Below are 16,046 nucleotides of genomic sequence, written 5' to 3'. Positions count from 1 at the left end.
CTACATCATGGCCTCGCCACCACCACCCAATACGATCTCACCGGCATCGGCCAACCGACGGGCAATGGTGAGAATTTCTTTCTGGGCGCCTTCAACCTCACTGACTTTAACCGGGCCTTTCGCCTCCAGATCATCACGCAGCAATTCTGCTGCACGTTTTGACATATTCTTGAAGATTTTTTCCTGAACTTCCGGGTCGGCTCCTTTCAGGGCGACCACCAACAGATCGGTAGAAACTTCACGCATCAGCGCCTGAATGCCACGGTCATCGACATCCACCAGATTGTCAAAGACAAACATCAGATCCTGAATTTGTGTACCCAGATCTTCATCCACCTCTTTAATCTGCTCAAGCAGGTCGTTGGCAATCGCGCTATCAACCATGTTAACGATGTTAGCCGCCACCTTAACGCCGCCCATCGACGTTGTCTGACCACCCGCATTACCAGTGAACTGACGCTCGAGAATATCGTTCAGTTCCTGCAGTGCAGCCGGCTGTACCGCTTCCAGTGCAGCCACCCGCATAACAATATCGAGACGCACTTTTTCGTCAAAATTCGATAACACTTCGGCAGACTGATCAGAATCGAGATACGACACCACAATCGCCTGAATCTGCGGATGCTCATGACGAATTAAGTCTGAAACCTGACGTGGCTCCATCCATTTCAGAGAATCCAACCCAGTGGTGTTGCCACCCAATAAAATCCGGTCAATTAAAGCGCCAGCCTTATCCGAACCCAGTGCCTGAGTCAGCATACTGCGGATATAGTCGTCAGAACCTAAGCCCATTCCGGTCTGACCACTGACGGACTCGAGAAACTCAGCAACCACACCTTCAACCTGTCCCTGATTAACACTGGTCAGTGTTGCCATAGTAGTGCCCACTTTCTGCACTTCTTTTGGCCCCATGTGTTTCAGGATTTCTGCAGCATCCTTTTCGCCCAGAGTCATTAGCAGAACGGCGGCACGTTCAACCCGACTCAGACTTGTCATTGAGCTGTCATCAGTGGCTGCTGGTGTATTATCTTCAGGCATCGCCTTCATTCACCCATTTAATTACGACTTGTGCCACCCGTGCCGGATCTTCAGCAATCAGACCTTTTAATGCATCAAGCTGTCGTTCAAAACTTTCTGATGCGCCGGGTAACAGGTATTCATCCATACCGGACAAAGTAACTTTTTCTTCATCGAGGCCAGCTTCAGCATCTTCCAGTTCTTCCAGCAAGCTGAGCTGCTCTTCTTCTTTACCGCGATTAGCAATACTCTTAATCGTTGGCCGGATCACACCGAAAATCAGCACCAGAATAAAGAACCCGGCCAGAATTTGTTTCATGATTTCCCAGAACCATGGCTGTGTCCAAAAATCCGGATCACCGAGTGATAATTCACCACCTCCTACAAAGGCTGAATTAACCACGTTTACGCTGTCGCCCCGTGCTGCATTAAAGCCAACCGCATCCTTCACCAATACTTCAAGGCGCTGCAGATCGGCTTCCTGCCATGGAACATAAACGGTGTCACCATCGGCATTCAGGGCTTCACGATCATTTACCACAACGGCAACGGTTAAGCGTCGGATACGACCAACCTGATGCTGTTTAAAGCTCAGAGTACGATCAACCTCATAATTACGGGTTGCTTCAGAGCGACGGTTAACAGCGCCACCAGCACCCGCTCCGCCGGCCGCCTGTTCAGGAGCCGCGGCATCCACTGGCGGTTGATTAGACAACGCTCCCGGTATACCACCGTTTTGTTTACCCGCGTTTTCCTCGTCGATTAATTGTTCACTGCGCAGTGCAATCAAATCAGGGTTATACAATTCTTCCGTTTGTTCCTGCACAGTAAAGTCTACATCAGCCGATACTTCAGCTTTGTAATTTTCCGTTCCCAATACCGGACGTAAAATGTTATTCACCGCCTGGTTAATAGAGTTCTCTACCTTTTCAGTATATTCCAGCTGTTTTGTTGCCAGAATTTCACCGGTCTGCTCATCTTCTTTAGATAATAAATTACCGTGCTGATCAACAACGGAAACATCAGTTTTATCCATTGCAGCAACACTGGAAGCAACCAGGTTAACGATCGCCTCAACTTGCTGCTTCGATAAGCCCCGCCCCGGGTATACCTCGATAAAAACGGACGCTCTTGGTTTACGTTGATCGCGAACAAATACTGATTGTTTTGGTAACGCCAGATGCACCCTGGCATTACGCACCGGTTTTACTGCAGTGATGGTCCGTGCCAGCTCACCCTCCAGGCCACGGCGATAGCGCGCATTCTCAATAAATTGGCTGGTTCCCAGAGTACTGTCTTTATCAAGCACTTCCAGGCCTACGGTTTTATCGTCAATAAGACTGGCTGAGGCCAGCGCCATCCGTGCCTGATGCAAGTCACCAGCTTGAACCATTAGTATTTGTGAACCGGGATCAATCTCAAATGGAATGCCCTCGCGTTGTAATACTTCGACAATTTCCTGAGCGTTGTGATCCTGCAAGCGAGTGATTAATGGTTTATAGGTTGGGTCTTGCGACCAGATCATAATAGCGATAGCCAACGCAACCACCAGCGCAATACCCGCAATAACACCTGCCTGGCGGACAATGGTTAAACGGTTAAAGCCAGCCAGAACAGGATGCGCTCCTTCATCTGAATTGGGTGCCCCAGTCTGCGCCGGTAAATCCGGATCATTGGCTTGCTGCTGTTCGGCAACACTGGCTTGTTGAACGGGTGCGTTTTCCATGATTTAAACCTGCTTACACCGGCATATTCATAACGTCTTTATAAGCTTCAACCAGCTTATTACGCACTTGTGTCATTGCCTGAAAAGAAACTGACGACTTTTGCATCGCAACCATCACTTCAGGAAGGTCCACACTCGGGTCGCCCATCTCAAAACGTTTCTGAAGGTCACTGGAGGTTTTTTGATTGCTGTTAACGGTATCCACCGCATTTTTCAGCATCGCCTGAAAATCCGGGACGGTATTGTCACCACGAGCAGACTCAGTGGCGTCCTGAACTTGCTGTGGCCGCAGCTTATCGATCTGGCTTGCCGGGTTGTCGTGATTCGAACGGATCTGATCCTTAACCTGACGCATTTGCATTAATACGGCATTTACATCTACGCGATTATTAACCATTTTTTCTACCTCACAGGCCTCTGGTGAGCCAAACCGTTTACTGACGCATTTCTCTAGTAGAGGCGTCATTTTTTCAACTATTCATCCTACTTTGCAAACAGCTTGCCAAGTTCTAGTAAACTTCCGTTGGCGTGATGATCCCAAATCACAGACACAAAAAAGCCGGCGAATGCCGGCTGATTGCTGATCAGAAAATTTCTCAGATTATGCCGTTAGCATCGATTCAACATCAATGCCGTCCTCACGTAACTTAGCCACTTTATAACGCAGGGTTCTTGGGCTGATACCCAATCGATCTGCAGCGTCTTTACGACTCGGCTCCTCTTTCAGCGCCTTCACAATCAGTTCCACTTCCCGATGTTTTAAATCATTGCCTAACTCACCGTCATTCACCGTCATTACTTCCACCGGTGCGGTGGGTTGAAGCTGGCGGTTTTTAGGTACCGGCGTCAGAATAAAATCGTTCGCAAACAGCTGCGGTCCAGACTGAACGATTAATGCCCTCTGCATGGTATTGTCCAGCTCACGAACATTACCCGGCCATGGGTGAGATAATAGCTTTTGCTCTGCGTCTGCGAGCAACTGAGGCATTGGCCGCTTCATTTTCCCCGCATGATGCGCCAATAAACGACGCGCCAGTGGCAAGATATCGTCCTGACGCTCACGCAACGGCAGCCACTGCAATGGGAAAACGCTTAACCGGTAGTATAAATCTTCGCGAAAATTTCCTTCCGCCACGTAATCCGCCAGTTCACGGTTCGTGGTAGCAATAATCCGGACGTCCAGATCAATGGTTTTTTTACCGCCTAATCGCTCGACCTGCCGCTCCTGAATAACGCGCAACAGCTTTGCCTGCAGACCCAAATCCATTTCAGTAATTTCATCGAGTAAAATAGTGCCGCCATCAGCCTGCTCAAACTTACCGGCACTGGCACTGTATGCCCCGGTAAATGCGCCTTTCTCATAACCAAACAGCATGGCTTCCAACATATTTTCCGGGATAGCGGCACAATTAATGGCAATAAAGGGCTGTTTTTTGCGCTCAGAATTCTGATGAATAAACCGTGCCAGTACTTCTTTTCCGGTACCACTTTCGCCACTGATCAATACGGTCGAATCTGTTTGAGCGACTCGCTGAGCCAGCTGAAATAATTGCTGTGACGCCAATGCCTCACAAACCGGCTCAGAGTCATCGGTCTGGTCGCCTTCGCCGCTGAATGGTTTTAACAATGCATCCAACTCCGCCAACTCAAAGGGCTTCATCAAATAATCGTTAGCGCCGCGCTGCATCGCTTTAACTGCCTGCCCCACGTCGCCATACGCCGTCATTAACACGATGGGCAGCCATGGATGCGCCTGTTTCACCTTATCCAAAAGTTCAAGGCCATCCATACCAGGCATATTGATATCAGACAACACCAGGTCAACTTCCTGGTTGGTCAATACAGCAAGCGCTTCAATACCGTTTGGTGCTTCGGATACATCGTGTCCTTTAAGCATCAACGTATCCACAATCGCTTCGCGCAAACGAGGATCATCTTCTACCACTAAAATTCGCATATTATTTCTCCTCCACGACCTAAGCGTGTAATCCCCGAACGACCGGAATGGATAATTCAGCCGACAAACCACCCAGCTCGCTGTCTGCAAGCCGGAACTCACCTTTGTGCGCATGCACAACCGCCTGAACCACGGCCAGACCCAAACCGGTACCGTTGCTCTTGGTGGTATAAAAGGGCTCCATCATTTGTTGCTTCTGCGATTCATTTAAGCCAGAACCATTGTCCATGACCTGAATATGCAATCCTTGCCGACAACGTGTGATGCGTATCAGAATTTCAATTGGGTATTCGCCAGATTCGAGCGAATTATTTACCAAATTCATCAGGCTGCTGATCAGGGCATCTTTGTTGCAAACGAACAGAGAACCAGTGGCCTGATTATCTATCGTGCAGCTGGCCTGGAACTGTTGCAGCTGAATTTCCATCGCCGAATTAAGGCCTTCAATCAGTTCGTCAACGGAAATTTCGTCATTCAATGGAGCCTCACCACGAGCAAAAATCAGCATATCGCGAACCTGATTTTCAAGATGTTGCAGACGCTCCTGTAACTTCCCGGCAAAACGAACACGCATATCAGGTTGCAAGGTGTCAGAGCCCAGATGCCCAGCATATAAAGTCGCTGCAGCCAGCGGCGTTCGAATTTGATGCGCCAGTGAAGCGACCATTTTTCCCATCGCAGAAAGACGCTCATGCTGACTCAATTGAGACTGTAGCGCCCGGGTTTCGGTCATATCTGTTAACGCAATTAATTGCCCGCAATCATTTGCCATGGCTGCAATGCGCAAGTTCACCTTGCGACCGTCAACCAAAGAGATCTCATGCCCATCGTCACTCTGAGGCTTAAAACACTGCTGAATTAAATGCACCCAACGCTGCCCGATGAGCGATGCCTTTTTACTGGATTTCAGCAGAAGATCATCTGCTGCCGGATTAGCCTGAGTCACAAAACCGTTCTCATCCAATACCAACACACCGGCCGGAAGAAGCTGCAAGAGACTCTCCAAACGATCGGCCAATTGCTCCTTTTCGGCCAGCTCATGCATACGCTGCGCAGAAACATTCGCCAACTCGCCACTCAATTGCTCGACCTTGTCTTCAAGGAAGGCGTAAGAGTCTGTCAGTTGCTGCGACATCTGATTAAACAGAGTAAACGCCTGCTTTAATTCAGCACGATCAAGCTGAGGTTCTCCCAACGGAATAACGTCAGTGTCCTGGCGCAAAGCTGCATTCGCCATACTTACTCCTCACAGGTTGTCGGTTATCCGACAGAAAATTTGCCATAGTCGAGAGGCAGCAATTAGCGTGCCGTATTTTTTACGCCAATCGAAAGGTTTAGCGTCAAATAATTAATTCAGACAGCATTCGGACACAAAAAAGCCGGAATTAACCGGCTTTTTCGAAGGTCGCTTTAGAAAGAAAACATCAGGCAATGTCTTTTTCTTTGCGGGAGATATTGTACTTACGCATCTTCTCTACCAATGTCGTGCGCCGGATATTCAGCTTTTCAGCCGCGCGGGCAACAACACCACTCGCATCGTCAAGAGCTTGTTGAATCAAAGAGCACTCGAGATCTGACAGATACTCTTTCAGATCCAGACCGTTAACCGGTAATAGCGCCGGAGAGTCGATGCCAGCCAAACCATTTTCAGTCTGGGTTACGTCAGCAACCGCAGGCACGGAGAAACCTTCATCACCCTCATCAACATGACGGAATTTCTTTGGCAGCTCATTAACACCAACGACACCGTATGGATGCAATATAGCCAGACGCTCAACCAGATTCGCCAATTCACGGACGTTACCATGCCAGTCATGGCGACAAAGAGACATAATGGCGGCGGAGTTAAAACGAATCGAGCCGCGCTTCTCGTTTTCAAGACGCGATACCAGCTCATTCAGGAGTAGCGGTAGATCTTCAACACGCTCACGTAATGACGGCATATCGATCGGGAAAACATTGAGGCGATAATACAAATCTTCACGGAAAGTACCGTCCTCAATCATCTTCTCCAGATTTTTATGCGTTGCGGCAATAATACGGACATTAGCATTTAACGTTTTATTGCTACCAACCCGCTCAAACGTATGCTCTTGTAAAACACGCAGAATTTTAACCTGCATATTTAACGGCATATCGCCAATTTCATCGAGGAATAATGTGCCGCCTTCTGCCATTTCAAAGCGCCCGGGACGGCTGTTAATAGCACCGGTGAAAGCGCCCTTTTCATGTCCGAACAGTTCGCTCTCTAACAATTCCGCGGGAATGGCACCGCAGTTAACCGGCACAAATGGCTTATTACGCCGGTGAGAGTGATAGTGCAGATTACGTGCGACAACCTCTTTACCTGTACCTGAGTCACCCTGAATCATGACACTAACGTCTTTATCCGCTACCTGCATGATCAATTCGCGAACGTGCTGAATTTGACGACTGGTACCAACCAGGCTTCGGAATAACTGGACTTCACGGCGCTCACCGCGACTGCGATTGTGAGTATATTGCTCTCGGTACACCTGACAACGATGCAAGCTATCTAATAGCTTATTGTAACTCGGTGGCATCTCTACCGAAGCTAACAAAGCACGGCGAATATTCTCAGGCAAAGATTCTGACTGAACCGCCGTGCCTATTGATAAGATAGGAATACCTTTGTCCCAGGTCAGCAACGCTTCAATCACATCGGCAACAGGAATACTTTTGCTGTCACCTAATAAAACAGCACTGATTTCCGTGCTGTCCTCTACTTTACCTTCAATTTCTCTGCGCCAATCGCTGGGCTGAGCCACAATGGCCTCTTCCCCAAGGAAGTCCAGAATGACCTTCAGATCGTGACGTCGCTGTTCATCATCATCGATCAACAGAACCTTAATTTCTCTCCACATGGCGACCAGCCTTTTCCTTCCCAAAATGACGCTAACGAAGCATTGCTAGCGTCGATTGTTTGACAACGGTTGCTGCAGTTAAGTATCAAACCACAGAGAAGTCAAACTTCTGACGTTGTTTTCTTGTTTTTAATTTCAGTCATAAGACTTGGGTCATTTATAGCTGAAGTTGTCGCCCAAAGACAAGACGACAACAACAGAATCACGAAGAAAAATAAGTACTTAGAGTCTTATTTATAATGATGCAAAAATTCGGGAGAAAATTCAGACAGTTACCTGACTGGCAAGACGAGACTCAGAATCCGTTTCAGATGCGGAACTGTGTTTATTCAGAGTATCCAGGTATTCCTGGCGAATTCCATCCCACCCTTGCTTAATTTCAAGCATCAGCGACATGACTTCATCGATCATATCAACGTCGTTGAGACTGCTCGCCTCTAATAAGCGTCGATTCATATAAGCATACAAACGCTCAAAGTTTGTCGAGATATCACCGCCCTGAGAATGATCCAGGCTGTCTTGCAGAGTCTGGATAATTTCCATAACCCGGCCTAACAGGTTGGCTTTAATATCCATTTCATTGCGATCAATGGCGCCCTTCGCCTGAGACATACGGGTCAGCGCTGCATCCATTAACAACTGAATAAGACGATGAGGATCCGCATCCAGCACTTCCGACGTTCGGTTTACCTGCTGATACTGCTTAGCACCTGAGTTGTACATAGAGCTGTCTCCTGAATTAATGTCTCGTCTTCAGTTTGACGGCACATATCCGGAAATCTTTAGGAAAAATGTTGCAGGCCGATGCAATCCGCTGTGAATTCTTTAGCGGCAAAGCGGCAAGCGCTTACCCTCAGCATCCGAAAGTTTCCGCTACCACACGTTTGAATTACGATTTTTTCTATATATTTCAGTAACTTAAAAATTGGCACACAGCCTGCTTAGCGAACAGCAATAGAAAAAATTTACCCAACGAGCGGTAACAGTTCGAGGCGACACCATGGCAACTGCACAACTGAACCTCAGAGAAGTACAACAGACAGGCAATCAGCACCAGGATTTATATCAGCTGGCCAGCCGCTTTTATCAGGACGCACTTGAGCAGGATAACCACTTATTGCTCGCCGATGCGGCTCAGCTGGCTGAACAAGCCTGGCAGATAAAGCCGAATTATGCGCCCGGACTGAACCTGCTTTGCCGAATTGAATTACAGCGGCGTAATACGGACCTCGCCTGGCGCTGGGTAAGCCTGGGTCTGTCGCAAAAACCCGATAGCATTAATCTGCTGTATAGCGCGGGTCATGTTGCTCTGGCGGAGCAGGATCTGGAACAAGCGCAAACCTACTTCAGCAAAGCTTATCGGATATCCCGGGTTGCGACCAAAGCTGGTAATTACCTCGCCCATATCGCTTTAGTGCAGCAGGATTACCTGCAAGCATTCCAATATTACCGCGAACTGATTAAAACTCAGGCTAAAGACCCTCAAGTCAAGTCTGGGCTGTTTTCCGCGGCAGAAAAGTTAACCGCCGACTTTTATTCGGATGAGCTTGAACAGGATTTATTGCGCTATCTGGATTTCCATGATGTGGATTATTCGCAACTGAGACCACTTGCGAGCAGTTTACTAAAACATAAACTTCAACTGTCAGAAGCCGGTAGTCCGTTGGAGTTGGAAACACTGGCAAGTGATCCGCTACTCCTCACCTGCCTGGAAAAGTTCTATTTTTGCGATCCGATTCTTGAGCGCCTGCTAATCACTCTGCGCCAGAGTGTATTTATCTCCAGTGCCGCACAATTATCGATTACCAGTGATTTAGTTCCGCTGGTCAGCGCCATCGGTCATCAGACATTTCTTAATGAATCTGTTTGGTATCAAACAGAGCAAGAGAGCAAGCTGGCAGACCAGTTACACCACCTGGTTGACCGCATGATTAAAATGCCAGAGCTAAGCAATCAGGATCTTTATCCGATTTTATTATTGCTATTTATGTACCGGGTGCCGCAACAATGTAAATTTGCTGATGTGCTCGACCACGAAGCGCTAGCCTGGCCTATCCCCCTGGGCGACTTGATCGAAAAAGCACTGGTGGAAGCCCAGTCACTGCAAGCCAAACAACATCACCTAACCAGCTTTGGTAATACGAATAATCAGGTTTCGGAAAAGGTTGCCAATCAATACAACAACAACCCATATCCCCGCTGGAGTGATATTGGTTATAGCCAACCCAGCAGTTATTGGCAGGCCGTGGCTAATTTATTCCCCACGAAAGTTACCGCTCGACAACAACCATCACCAATCCGTGCCTTGGTTGCCGGCAGCGGTACGGGTAGGCACGCTCTGCGTTTAGCACGCTATTTTCATCATATGGAAATTACCGCATTGGATCTGAGTCATCAGGCGCTGGCTTACGCACAAATGAAAGCGGATCAGTATCAGGTTGAGAATATCGATTTTATTCAGGGTGATATTCTACTGGCTGAGCGTCTTGGACAACAGTTTGATGTGATTGAATGCTCTGGTGTTCTGCACCATATGCAAGATCCTCAAACAGGCTTAAACGCATTAGTGAAACAGCTTAAAGGTAATGGCCTGATTAAAATTGCCTTATACAGTACAGCCGCACGCGCGAATATTATTAAACTCCGAAATGACCTTGAGCAAAATATGCCAACCGAAGCGCATGATATGCGTTTGATTCGCGAGGCGATGCTACAAGGCTCTCTGACGGGTGACTGGTCTGATATCTTTAATTCAGCTGATTTTTACAGTTTGAGTGCATGTCGGGATTTATTATTCCACCAGCAGGAACACACGTATAACTGTGCACAGCTTCAGCAGTTACTTGATAACGCCGAACTGGAATTTATCGGAATGATTCCACAAGGCGAAAGCGAACAACTGGCGCAGCAGCTATTTAATAAAGCTGGCCATCAGCTGACTCTGGAACAATGGGGCGAGGTGGAACATCAAAAGCCAGAGCTGTTTGCAGCTATGTATCAGTTCTATGCGCGCAAGCCTATCTAGTTCATTTTTTGAGGCTTTATCGCTTAAATCTGAAAAATTCAGGTTTCGTCGAATAGGGAATAATCTGAGATTCTACAGCTGCCAGTTAATCGGTGGCTGACCCTGATCCATTAAAAACTGATTAATGGTTGAGAACTGACGCTGACCAAAAAAACCACGATGAGCCGACAAAGGCGATGGATGCACCGACTTCAACACCATATGTTTGCTCTGATCAATTACCGCACCTTTCTTTTGGGCATAACTGCCCCATAAAACAAATACCAAACCACTGCGCTGCTCATTCAACGCTTTAATCGTCGCATCGGTAAACTCTTCCCAACCCTTCTTCTGGTGAGAACCGGCTTTGGTTGCCTCAACGGTTAACGTCGCGTTCAACAGTAAAACACCCTGATCAGCCCAGGGCGTCAAGTCACCCGTACCCGACATCTGAATGCCGAGATCGGCGTTTAACTCTTTGTAGATGTTTACCAATGACGGCGGCACCTTAACACCATCCGGTACGGAAAAACTTAAGCCCATTGCCTGACCCGGGCCGTGATACGGGTCCTGGCCAATAATCACCACCCTTACCTGATCAAACGGTGTATGGTTAAAGGCATTAAAGATCAGCGGGCCAGGGGGATAGATTTCTTTACCCGCTTGCTTCTCAGTGCGAAGAAACTCGCGCAGGTTATTCATATAGGGTTGCTGCAGCTCATGGCCAAGCACCTGCTGCCAGGAAGGATGAAGTTCGCCCGGTTTGCCCATCTTAAAATCCTTTATAAAAATCGGATAAAAAAACAGGCAGCTAAGCTACCTGTTTTTCTTTAATTTCACTCAACAATCAGTTCAACTGAATCGTTAATGAGGCAGCTAGTACGAAGTAGTAGCAAGTTAATTAGGTTCAGTCAGCCAGCGGCTTCATATGCGGGAACAGAATCACATCTTTAATGGTATGACTGTCAGTGAATAACATCACCAGACGGTCGATACCAATACCCTGACCCGCTGTTGGTGGCATACCGTACTCCAGCGCACGAATATAGTCGTCGTCGAAGTGCATCGCTTCGTCGTCACCGGCGTCTTTTTCTTCCACTTGCTTACGGAAACGTGCCGCTTGGTCTTCAGCGTCATTCAGCTCTGAAAAGCCATTAGCCAGCTCACGGCCGCCAACGAAGAATTCGAAGCGATCAGTCACAAATGGGTTGTCGTCATTACGACGTGCCAGTGGCGATACTTCCCATGGGTATTCGGTAATAAAGGTCGGCTGATCCAATTTTTCTTCTGCGGTTTCTTCGAAGATTTCGCAGATATATTTACCCGGGCCCCAGGCTGCCTGCTTCGGAGAATCCGGCACACCCACTTGTTTGGCGTACGCTTTTAACTGCTCGAAGTTTTCTTCCGGATTGGCAAATACCGCCTGATCGAAGTCCGGGCAATATTTCAGAATCGCTTCCACCATGGTCATACGCTGGAATGGCTGAGCGAAGTCGTATTCAGATTCACCGTATTTAATGGTGGTGGTACCCAGAACGGTTTCTGCGATGGTACGCAGCATATCCTCGGTCAGGTCCATCAGGTCGTGGTAAGTCGCGTACGCCTGGTAGAATTCAATCATGGTGAATTCCGGATTGTGGCGCGTGCTCAGACCTTCGTTACGGAAGTTACGGTTAATTTCGAACACTTTATCGAAACCACCCACAACCAGACGCTTCAGATACAGTTCTGGTGCAATACGCAGGAACATATCAATGCCCAGTGCATTGTGGTGTGTTTCAAATGGCTTAGCCGTTGCACCACCCGGAATGGTTTGCAGCATTGGCGTTTCTGCTTCGATATAACCACGCTGTGACAGGTAGAAACGCATGGTTTCGATTACCTTGGAGCGGATCATAAAGGTGTTACGGGTATCTTCATTAATGATCAGATCCACGTAACGCTGACGATATTTCATTTCCTGGTCAGCCAGACCGTGGAATTTGTCCGGCAGTGGACGCAGAGATTTTGTCAGAATGGTGAAACCTTCAACGCTATCGACTTCAACGTACAGCTCGCCTTTACCGGATAATTGCAGCGTACCGGATGCACCAATAATGTCGCCAATATCCAGCTTCTGCCAGGCATCGCTTTCTTTTTGCAGCTGTTTACCCATGTAAACCTGCAAACGGGAGGTACTGTCCTGAAAACCTACGAATGGACCGCGCTTACCCATTACACGACCCGCAACGGAAACTTTAATGCCCGCTTCGGCTAATTCTTCTTTCGACTTTTCGCCATATTCCGCTTTTAAATCGCTTGCCAGATTTTCACGTTTAAAATCATTGCGGTGACCGTTGGCATTACAACCATCACGCATTTGCTCAAGCTTCTGACGACGCTCGGCAATTAACTTATTTTCATCTGCACTTTGTGCTTCAGCCGCAGGCGCTGGAGTGTTCTGATCTGTCATTTCTGATTCCAAATTCTAATCTTTGCCGAATTCTTTAAAGTCTTCAGATACTATTTTTATGAGCAGCAATATGGATTGCTGCTTTAAAAAAGTTTTTGAAATACTCATTGTTCTATTAGCTACGTTTGCAGCCCTTAATTACAGGCCTTGCTTCAAGCTAGCTTCAATAAAGGCATCTAGATCACCGTCCAATACCGCCTGTGTATTGCGGTTTTCTATACCAGTACGCAAATCTTTAATGCGAGCGTCGTCCAATACATAAGAACGGATCTGGCTGCCCCAACCGATATCCGCTTTTGAATCTTCCAGAGCCTGCGATTCTGCATTACGCTTCTGAAGCTCGTGCTCATACAACTTAGCTTTTAACTGCTTCATTGCCTGATCTTTGTTCTTATGCTGAGAGCGGTCATTCTGACACTGAGTGACGATATTGGTTGGTAAGTGAGTAATACGTACCGCAGATTCTGTCCGGTTAACGTGCTGACCACCCGCACCAGAAGCACGGTATACGTCGATCCGTAAATCCGCCGGATTAATTTCGATGTCGATGTTGTCATCCACCTCCGGCGACACAAACACAGAAGAAAAAGACGTGTGACGACGGTTACCAGAATCGAATGGTGATTTACGCACCAAACGGTGAACACCGGTTTCAGTTCGCAACCAGCCATAAGCGTATTCGCCTTCAACCCGAATAGTGGCGCCTTTAATACCAGCGACTTCACCTTCGGACACTTCCATCAACTCACCTTTAAAGCCGTGAGCTTCAATCCAGCGTAAGTACATACGCAGCATCATATTGGCCCAGTCCTGCGCTTCGGTACCACCGGAGCCTGACTGGATTTCCACATAGCAGTTATTTTCATCCAGCTCACCAGAGAACATGCGGCGGAATTCCAGCGTTTCTAACTGAGCTTGCAAGCCGTTCAGTTCTTCACGAACGTCATCAACCGTACCTTCGTCATCTTCTTCCACCGCCATATCCAACAGATCACGGCTATCAGCCAGCCCGGTGTTCAGATCGTCGATGGTTTTAACTACTGCTTCCAGCGAAGAACGTTCTTTACCCAGCTCTTGTGCGCGGTCCGGGTCATCCCAGACATCTGGCTGTGCCAGTTCCTGTTCTACCTCTTCCAAACGCTCGGTTTTGGTAGCGTAGTCAAAGGTACCCCCTAAGCACGTCTGTACGCGCTTGAAGGTCTTTAATCTGTTCGACAATAGGGTTGATTTCCAAGGCTTTGTCTCGCTTCTTTCTATAGCTGCTATCTATCAGGGACTGTCATCACCAACCCGATTGTTTAAGCCGCAATTGCTTAATGAAGTTGGCCGACAAAAAAGAGGCAACATGTTACATGAGGCACGATCAGGATGCGACTTTCTGCCAGAGGAAGACTGTATATGTATTTCCTGACATTTGAGAATCTGGTTACAAATGAGAATACAAACTTATTGAAAACTCATCGCATTAAGATTAAAGTCCAACTTATATTCATTCTCATTCAGATTTTCATCAAGGTTGAGACAACAATGTACGTTTGTTTATGCAAAGGCATCACTCAACAGCAGATTCAGCAAGCTGTTGAAAACGGTGATAGCTATGCACAAATTCGCCAGAAAATGGGCGTAGGCACCGACTGTGGTTGCTGCGGTCAGAGTGCGAAGCAAGTGATCCGTGAGCATTCAAACAAAATGCCTGTGTGTGAGTTTGCTGAAGCAAGCTAAAAGCGCGGATAGCCAGAAGGAAAGCCAGCATAACGCTGGCTTTTTTGTGCCTGAAATATACCAACAGGACGCCCAGAATGACACATATCCCACCAATAATGCTTGTTAAGACACACCAATAGGTTCATTATGCCTCCATGCAAGTAATTTGTGCCACAACGCCTGATTGAGTGGCCAGAGCAAACAACCGATTAAGTAACGTTAGAGTGCCATGCTGAACATTGTTGTCGCAGGATTTGATAAAGCCCTTGCCTCCGCCATAACCGGTGTAACCGATTTATTTGGTCTTGCTGGCGTTACCTGGAATCTGATTCAGGGGCAGCAGCCGGAAAAAGCCTTTAATGTAACAATAGCCAGTAAAGACGGCGGTCCGATCCAATGCATCAATGGCCTGCAGATTGGCGCGCATATGAGCTTCGATGAGATTACTGAAGCTGATGCTATTGTTATTCCAACCATCGGAGGACCGATTGAAGAGGTTGTTCAGCATACGCCTGAGCTGCAAGCCTTACTGCAACGTGCCAATCAACAAGGCTGGACCATTGCCGGCAACTGCACCGGTAACTTCCTGTTGGCTGAATCTGGCATTCTTGATGAGAAAACAGCCACGACTCACTGGGGCTTTAAAGAGCAATTTCAGCAGTGTTATCCGCAGATAGAGTTAAAAGCCGACCAACTGATTACCCGCTCCGATAATATCTATTGTGCCGGCGGTGGACTGGCCTGGTTTGATCTCGGGCTGCACATTATTGAGCGCCAGATTGGCTTTGAGGCTGCGATTCAAACCGCCAAAGCCTTTGTAATTGATTACCGTCGCGACACCCAACTGTCGTATTCCCTGATGCGTTTATCCAAACCGCATAAAGACGATTTGGTGCGTGAAGCACAAAGCTGGCTGGAACAGAACTACGCCGAGCAATTCACCGTAGAGCAGCTGGCGGAGCGCTTCAGTGTCTCGAAACGCACCTTAATCCGGCGCTTTAACGCCGCTCTGGAAATGCCGCCGAATACCTACGTTCAGTCTTTGCGCATCGAAGGGGCACAAAAACTTTTAGAAGAAACAGAACGCACCGTTGATGTAGTGATGAATGACGTTGGCTATGAAGATGCCAGCTCTTTCCGTCGCCTGTTCCGTAAGAAAACCGGTCTTACCCCGACAGAATACCGTCGCCGGTTTGCTCGTCGATTGTAAAATCTGATTAATTCTCTGATTTAACGCAGTTTTGACTATTCAGTGATTAGGAGTCCCAAGTCCGATTCAGTAAACTGGTACGCCTATCGTG

13 protein-coding genes are annotated in these 16,046 nt (G+C 47.8%); 3 read left to right on the top strand and 10 right to left on the bottom strand.

The genetic code is table 11. The features are described from left to right. The 7 genes from fliG to fliS all read right to left on the bottom strand — a co-directional run bounded on the left by fliG (position 1) and on the right by fliS (position 8,308). Positions 1–1,038, bottom strand: coding sequence for a flagellar motor switch protein FliG (gene fliG, locus MK185_13175; protein MCH2041577.1), 1,038 nt, complete (start codon positions 1,036–1,038; stop codon positions 1–3). Next, a complete protein-coding gene (gene fliF, locus MK185_13170) occupies positions 1,031–2,743 on the bottom strand; it encodes a flagellar M-ring protein FliF (GenBank protein MCH2041576.1) in 1,713 nt (570 codons plus the stop codon). Before fliF ends, fliG begins: the two co-directional genes overlap by 8 nt. A 13-nt stretch (positions 2,744–2,756) precedes the next feature. After that, positions 2,757–3,140: a flagellar hook-basal body complex protein FliE gene (gene fliE, locus MK185_13165; protein MCH2041575.1), complete on the bottom strand. Its 384-nt coding sequence runs from the start codon at positions 3,138–3,140 to the stop codon at positions 2,757–2,759. Between the two features lie 204 nt (positions 3,141–3,344). Then, positions 3,345–4,700, bottom strand: coding sequence for a sigma-54 dependent transcriptional regulator (locus tag MK185_13160; protein ID MCH2041574.1), 1,356 nt, complete (start codon positions 4,698–4,700; stop codon positions 3,345–3,347). Between the two features lie 19 nt (positions 4,701–4,719). After that, positions 4,720–5,937: an ATP-binding protein gene (locus MK185_13155; GenBank protein ID MCH2041573.1), complete on the bottom strand. Its 1,218-nt coding sequence runs from the start codon at positions 5,935–5,937 to the stop codon at positions 4,720–4,722. Between the two features lie 187 nt (positions 5,938–6,124). Then, a complete protein-coding gene (locus MK185_13150) occupies positions 6,125–7,585 on the bottom strand; it encodes a sigma-54 dependent transcriptional regulator (protein MCH2041572.1) in 1,461 nt (486 codons plus the stop codon). A 264-nt stretch (positions 7,586–7,849) separates the two neighbouring features. Then, the gene (fliS, locus tag MK185_13145) at positions 7,850–8,308 is read right to left on the bottom strand and encodes a flagellar export chaperone FliS (protein ID MCH2041571.1); all 459 of its coding nucleotides are present in this window, start codon (positions 8,306–8,308) and stop codon (positions 7,850–7,852) included. 277 nt (positions 8,309–8,585) lie between these two features. On the opposite strand from fliS, the gene MK185_13140 reads away from it, so the two are divergent. Further along, positions 8,586–10,610 carry a methyltransferase domain-containing protein gene (locus tag MK185_13140; GenBank protein MCH2041570.1) on the top strand — a complete coding sequence of 675 codons (2,025 nt, stop codon included), beginning with the start codon at positions 8,586–8,588 and terminating at the stop codon, positions 10,608–10,610. Between the two features lie 72 nt (positions 10,611–10,682). Here MK185_13140 and ung read toward each other — a convergent pair whose 3' ends face one another. The 3 genes from ung to prfB form a co-directional block, all read right to left on the bottom strand. Further along, complete coding sequence (ung, locus tag MK185_13135; GenBank protein ID MCH2041569.1) at positions 10,683–11,360, bottom strand: uracil-DNA glycosylase; 678 nt, start codon at positions 11,358–11,360, stop codon at positions 10,683–10,685. A 136-nt stretch (positions 11,361–11,496) separates the two neighbouring features. Next, the gene (gene lysS, locus MK185_13130) at positions 11,497–13,041 is read right to left on the bottom strand and encodes a lysine--tRNA ligase (GenBank protein MCH2041568.1); all 1,545 of its coding nucleotides are present in this window, start codon (positions 13,039–13,041) and stop codon (positions 11,497–11,499) included. A 138-nt stretch (positions 13,042–13,179) separates the two neighbouring features. Beyond that, a protein-coding gene (prfB, locus tag MK185_13125; GenBank protein ID MCH2041567.1) for a peptide chain release factor 2 occupies positions 13,180–14,275 on the bottom strand; the annotation gives its coding sequence in 2 pieces (ribosomal slippage) (positions 13,180–14,202 and positions 14,204–14,275; 1,095 coding nt in all). A gap of 164 nt (positions 14,276–14,439) precedes the next feature. On the opposite strand from prfB, the gene MK185_13120 reads away from it, so the two are divergent. Together MK185_13120 and MK185_13115 are read left to right on the top strand one after the other, a co-directional pair. Next, positions 14,440–14,763: a bacterioferritin-associated ferredoxin gene (locus MK185_13120; GenBank protein ID MCH2041566.1), complete on the top strand. Its 324-nt coding sequence runs from the start codon at positions 14,440–14,442 to the stop codon at positions 14,761–14,763. Positions 14,764–14,974: 211 nt separating this feature from the next. Next, on the top strand, positions 14,975–15,955 hold the full coding sequence (locus MK185_13115; GenBank protein ID MCH2041565.1) for a helix-turn-helix domain-containing protein: 981 nt from the start codon (positions 14,975–14,977) through the stop codon (positions 15,953–15,955). Positions 15,956–16,046 lie beyond the last annotated feature (91 nt).

The organism is Saccharospirillaceae bacterium (assembly GCA_022448365.1).
In the GTDB taxonomy this organism is placed as follows: Bacteria; Pseudomonadota; Gammaproteobacteria; order Pseudomonadales; family Oceanobacteraceae; genus Bacterioplanoides.
Note: the sequence above shows the minus strand (reverse complement) of the source record. Positions and strands in the feature narration are given on the sequence as shown.

Excerpts from the sequence above, each read along its gene's own strand:
- fliG (MCH2041577.1), bottom strand. The coding sequence starts at position 1,038 with ATGCCTGAAGATAATACACCAGCAGCCACTGATGACAGCTCAATGACA.
- fliF (MCH2041576.1), bottom strand. The coding sequence starts at position 2,743 with ATGGAAAACGCACCCGTTCAACAAGCCAGTGTTGCCGAACAGCAGCAA.
- fliE (MCH2041575.1), bottom strand. The coding sequence starts at position 3,140 with ATGGTTAATAATCGCGTAGATGTAAATGCCGTATTAATGCAAATGCGT.
- MK185_13160 (MCH2041574.1), bottom strand. The coding sequence starts at position 4,700 with ATGCGAATTTTAGTGGTAGAAGATGATCCTCGTTTGCGCGAAGCGATT.
- MK185_13155 (MCH2041573.1), bottom strand. The coding sequence starts at position 5,937 with ATGGCGAATGCAGCTTTGCGCCAGGACACTGACGTTATTCCGTTGGGA.
- MK185_13150 (MCH2041572.1), bottom strand. The coding sequence starts at position 7,585 with ATGTGGAGAGAAATTAAGGTTCTGTTGATCGATGATGATGAACAGCGA.
- fliS (MCH2041571.1), bottom strand. The coding sequence starts at position 8,308 with ATGTACAACTCAGGTGCTAAGCAGTATCAGCAGGTAAACCGAACGTCG.
- MK185_13140 (MCH2041570.1), top strand. The coding sequence starts at position 8,586 with ATGGCAACTGCACAACTGAACCTCAGAGAAGTACAACAGACAGGCAAT.
- ung (MCH2041569.1), bottom strand. The coding sequence starts at position 11,360 with ATGGGCAAACCGGGCGAACTTCATCCTTCCTGGCAGCAGGTGCTTGGC.
- lysS (MCH2041568.1), bottom strand. The coding sequence starts at position 13,041 with ATGACAGATCAGAACACTCCAGCGCCTGCGGCTGAAGCACAAAGTGCA.
- MK185_13120 (MCH2041566.1), top strand. The coding sequence starts at position 14,440 with ATGTATTTCCTGACATTTGAGAATCTGGTTACAAATGAGAATACAAAC.
- MK185_13115 (MCH2041565.1), top strand. The coding sequence starts at position 14,975 with ATGCTGAACATTGTTGTCGCAGGATTTGATAAAGCCCTTGCCTCCGCC.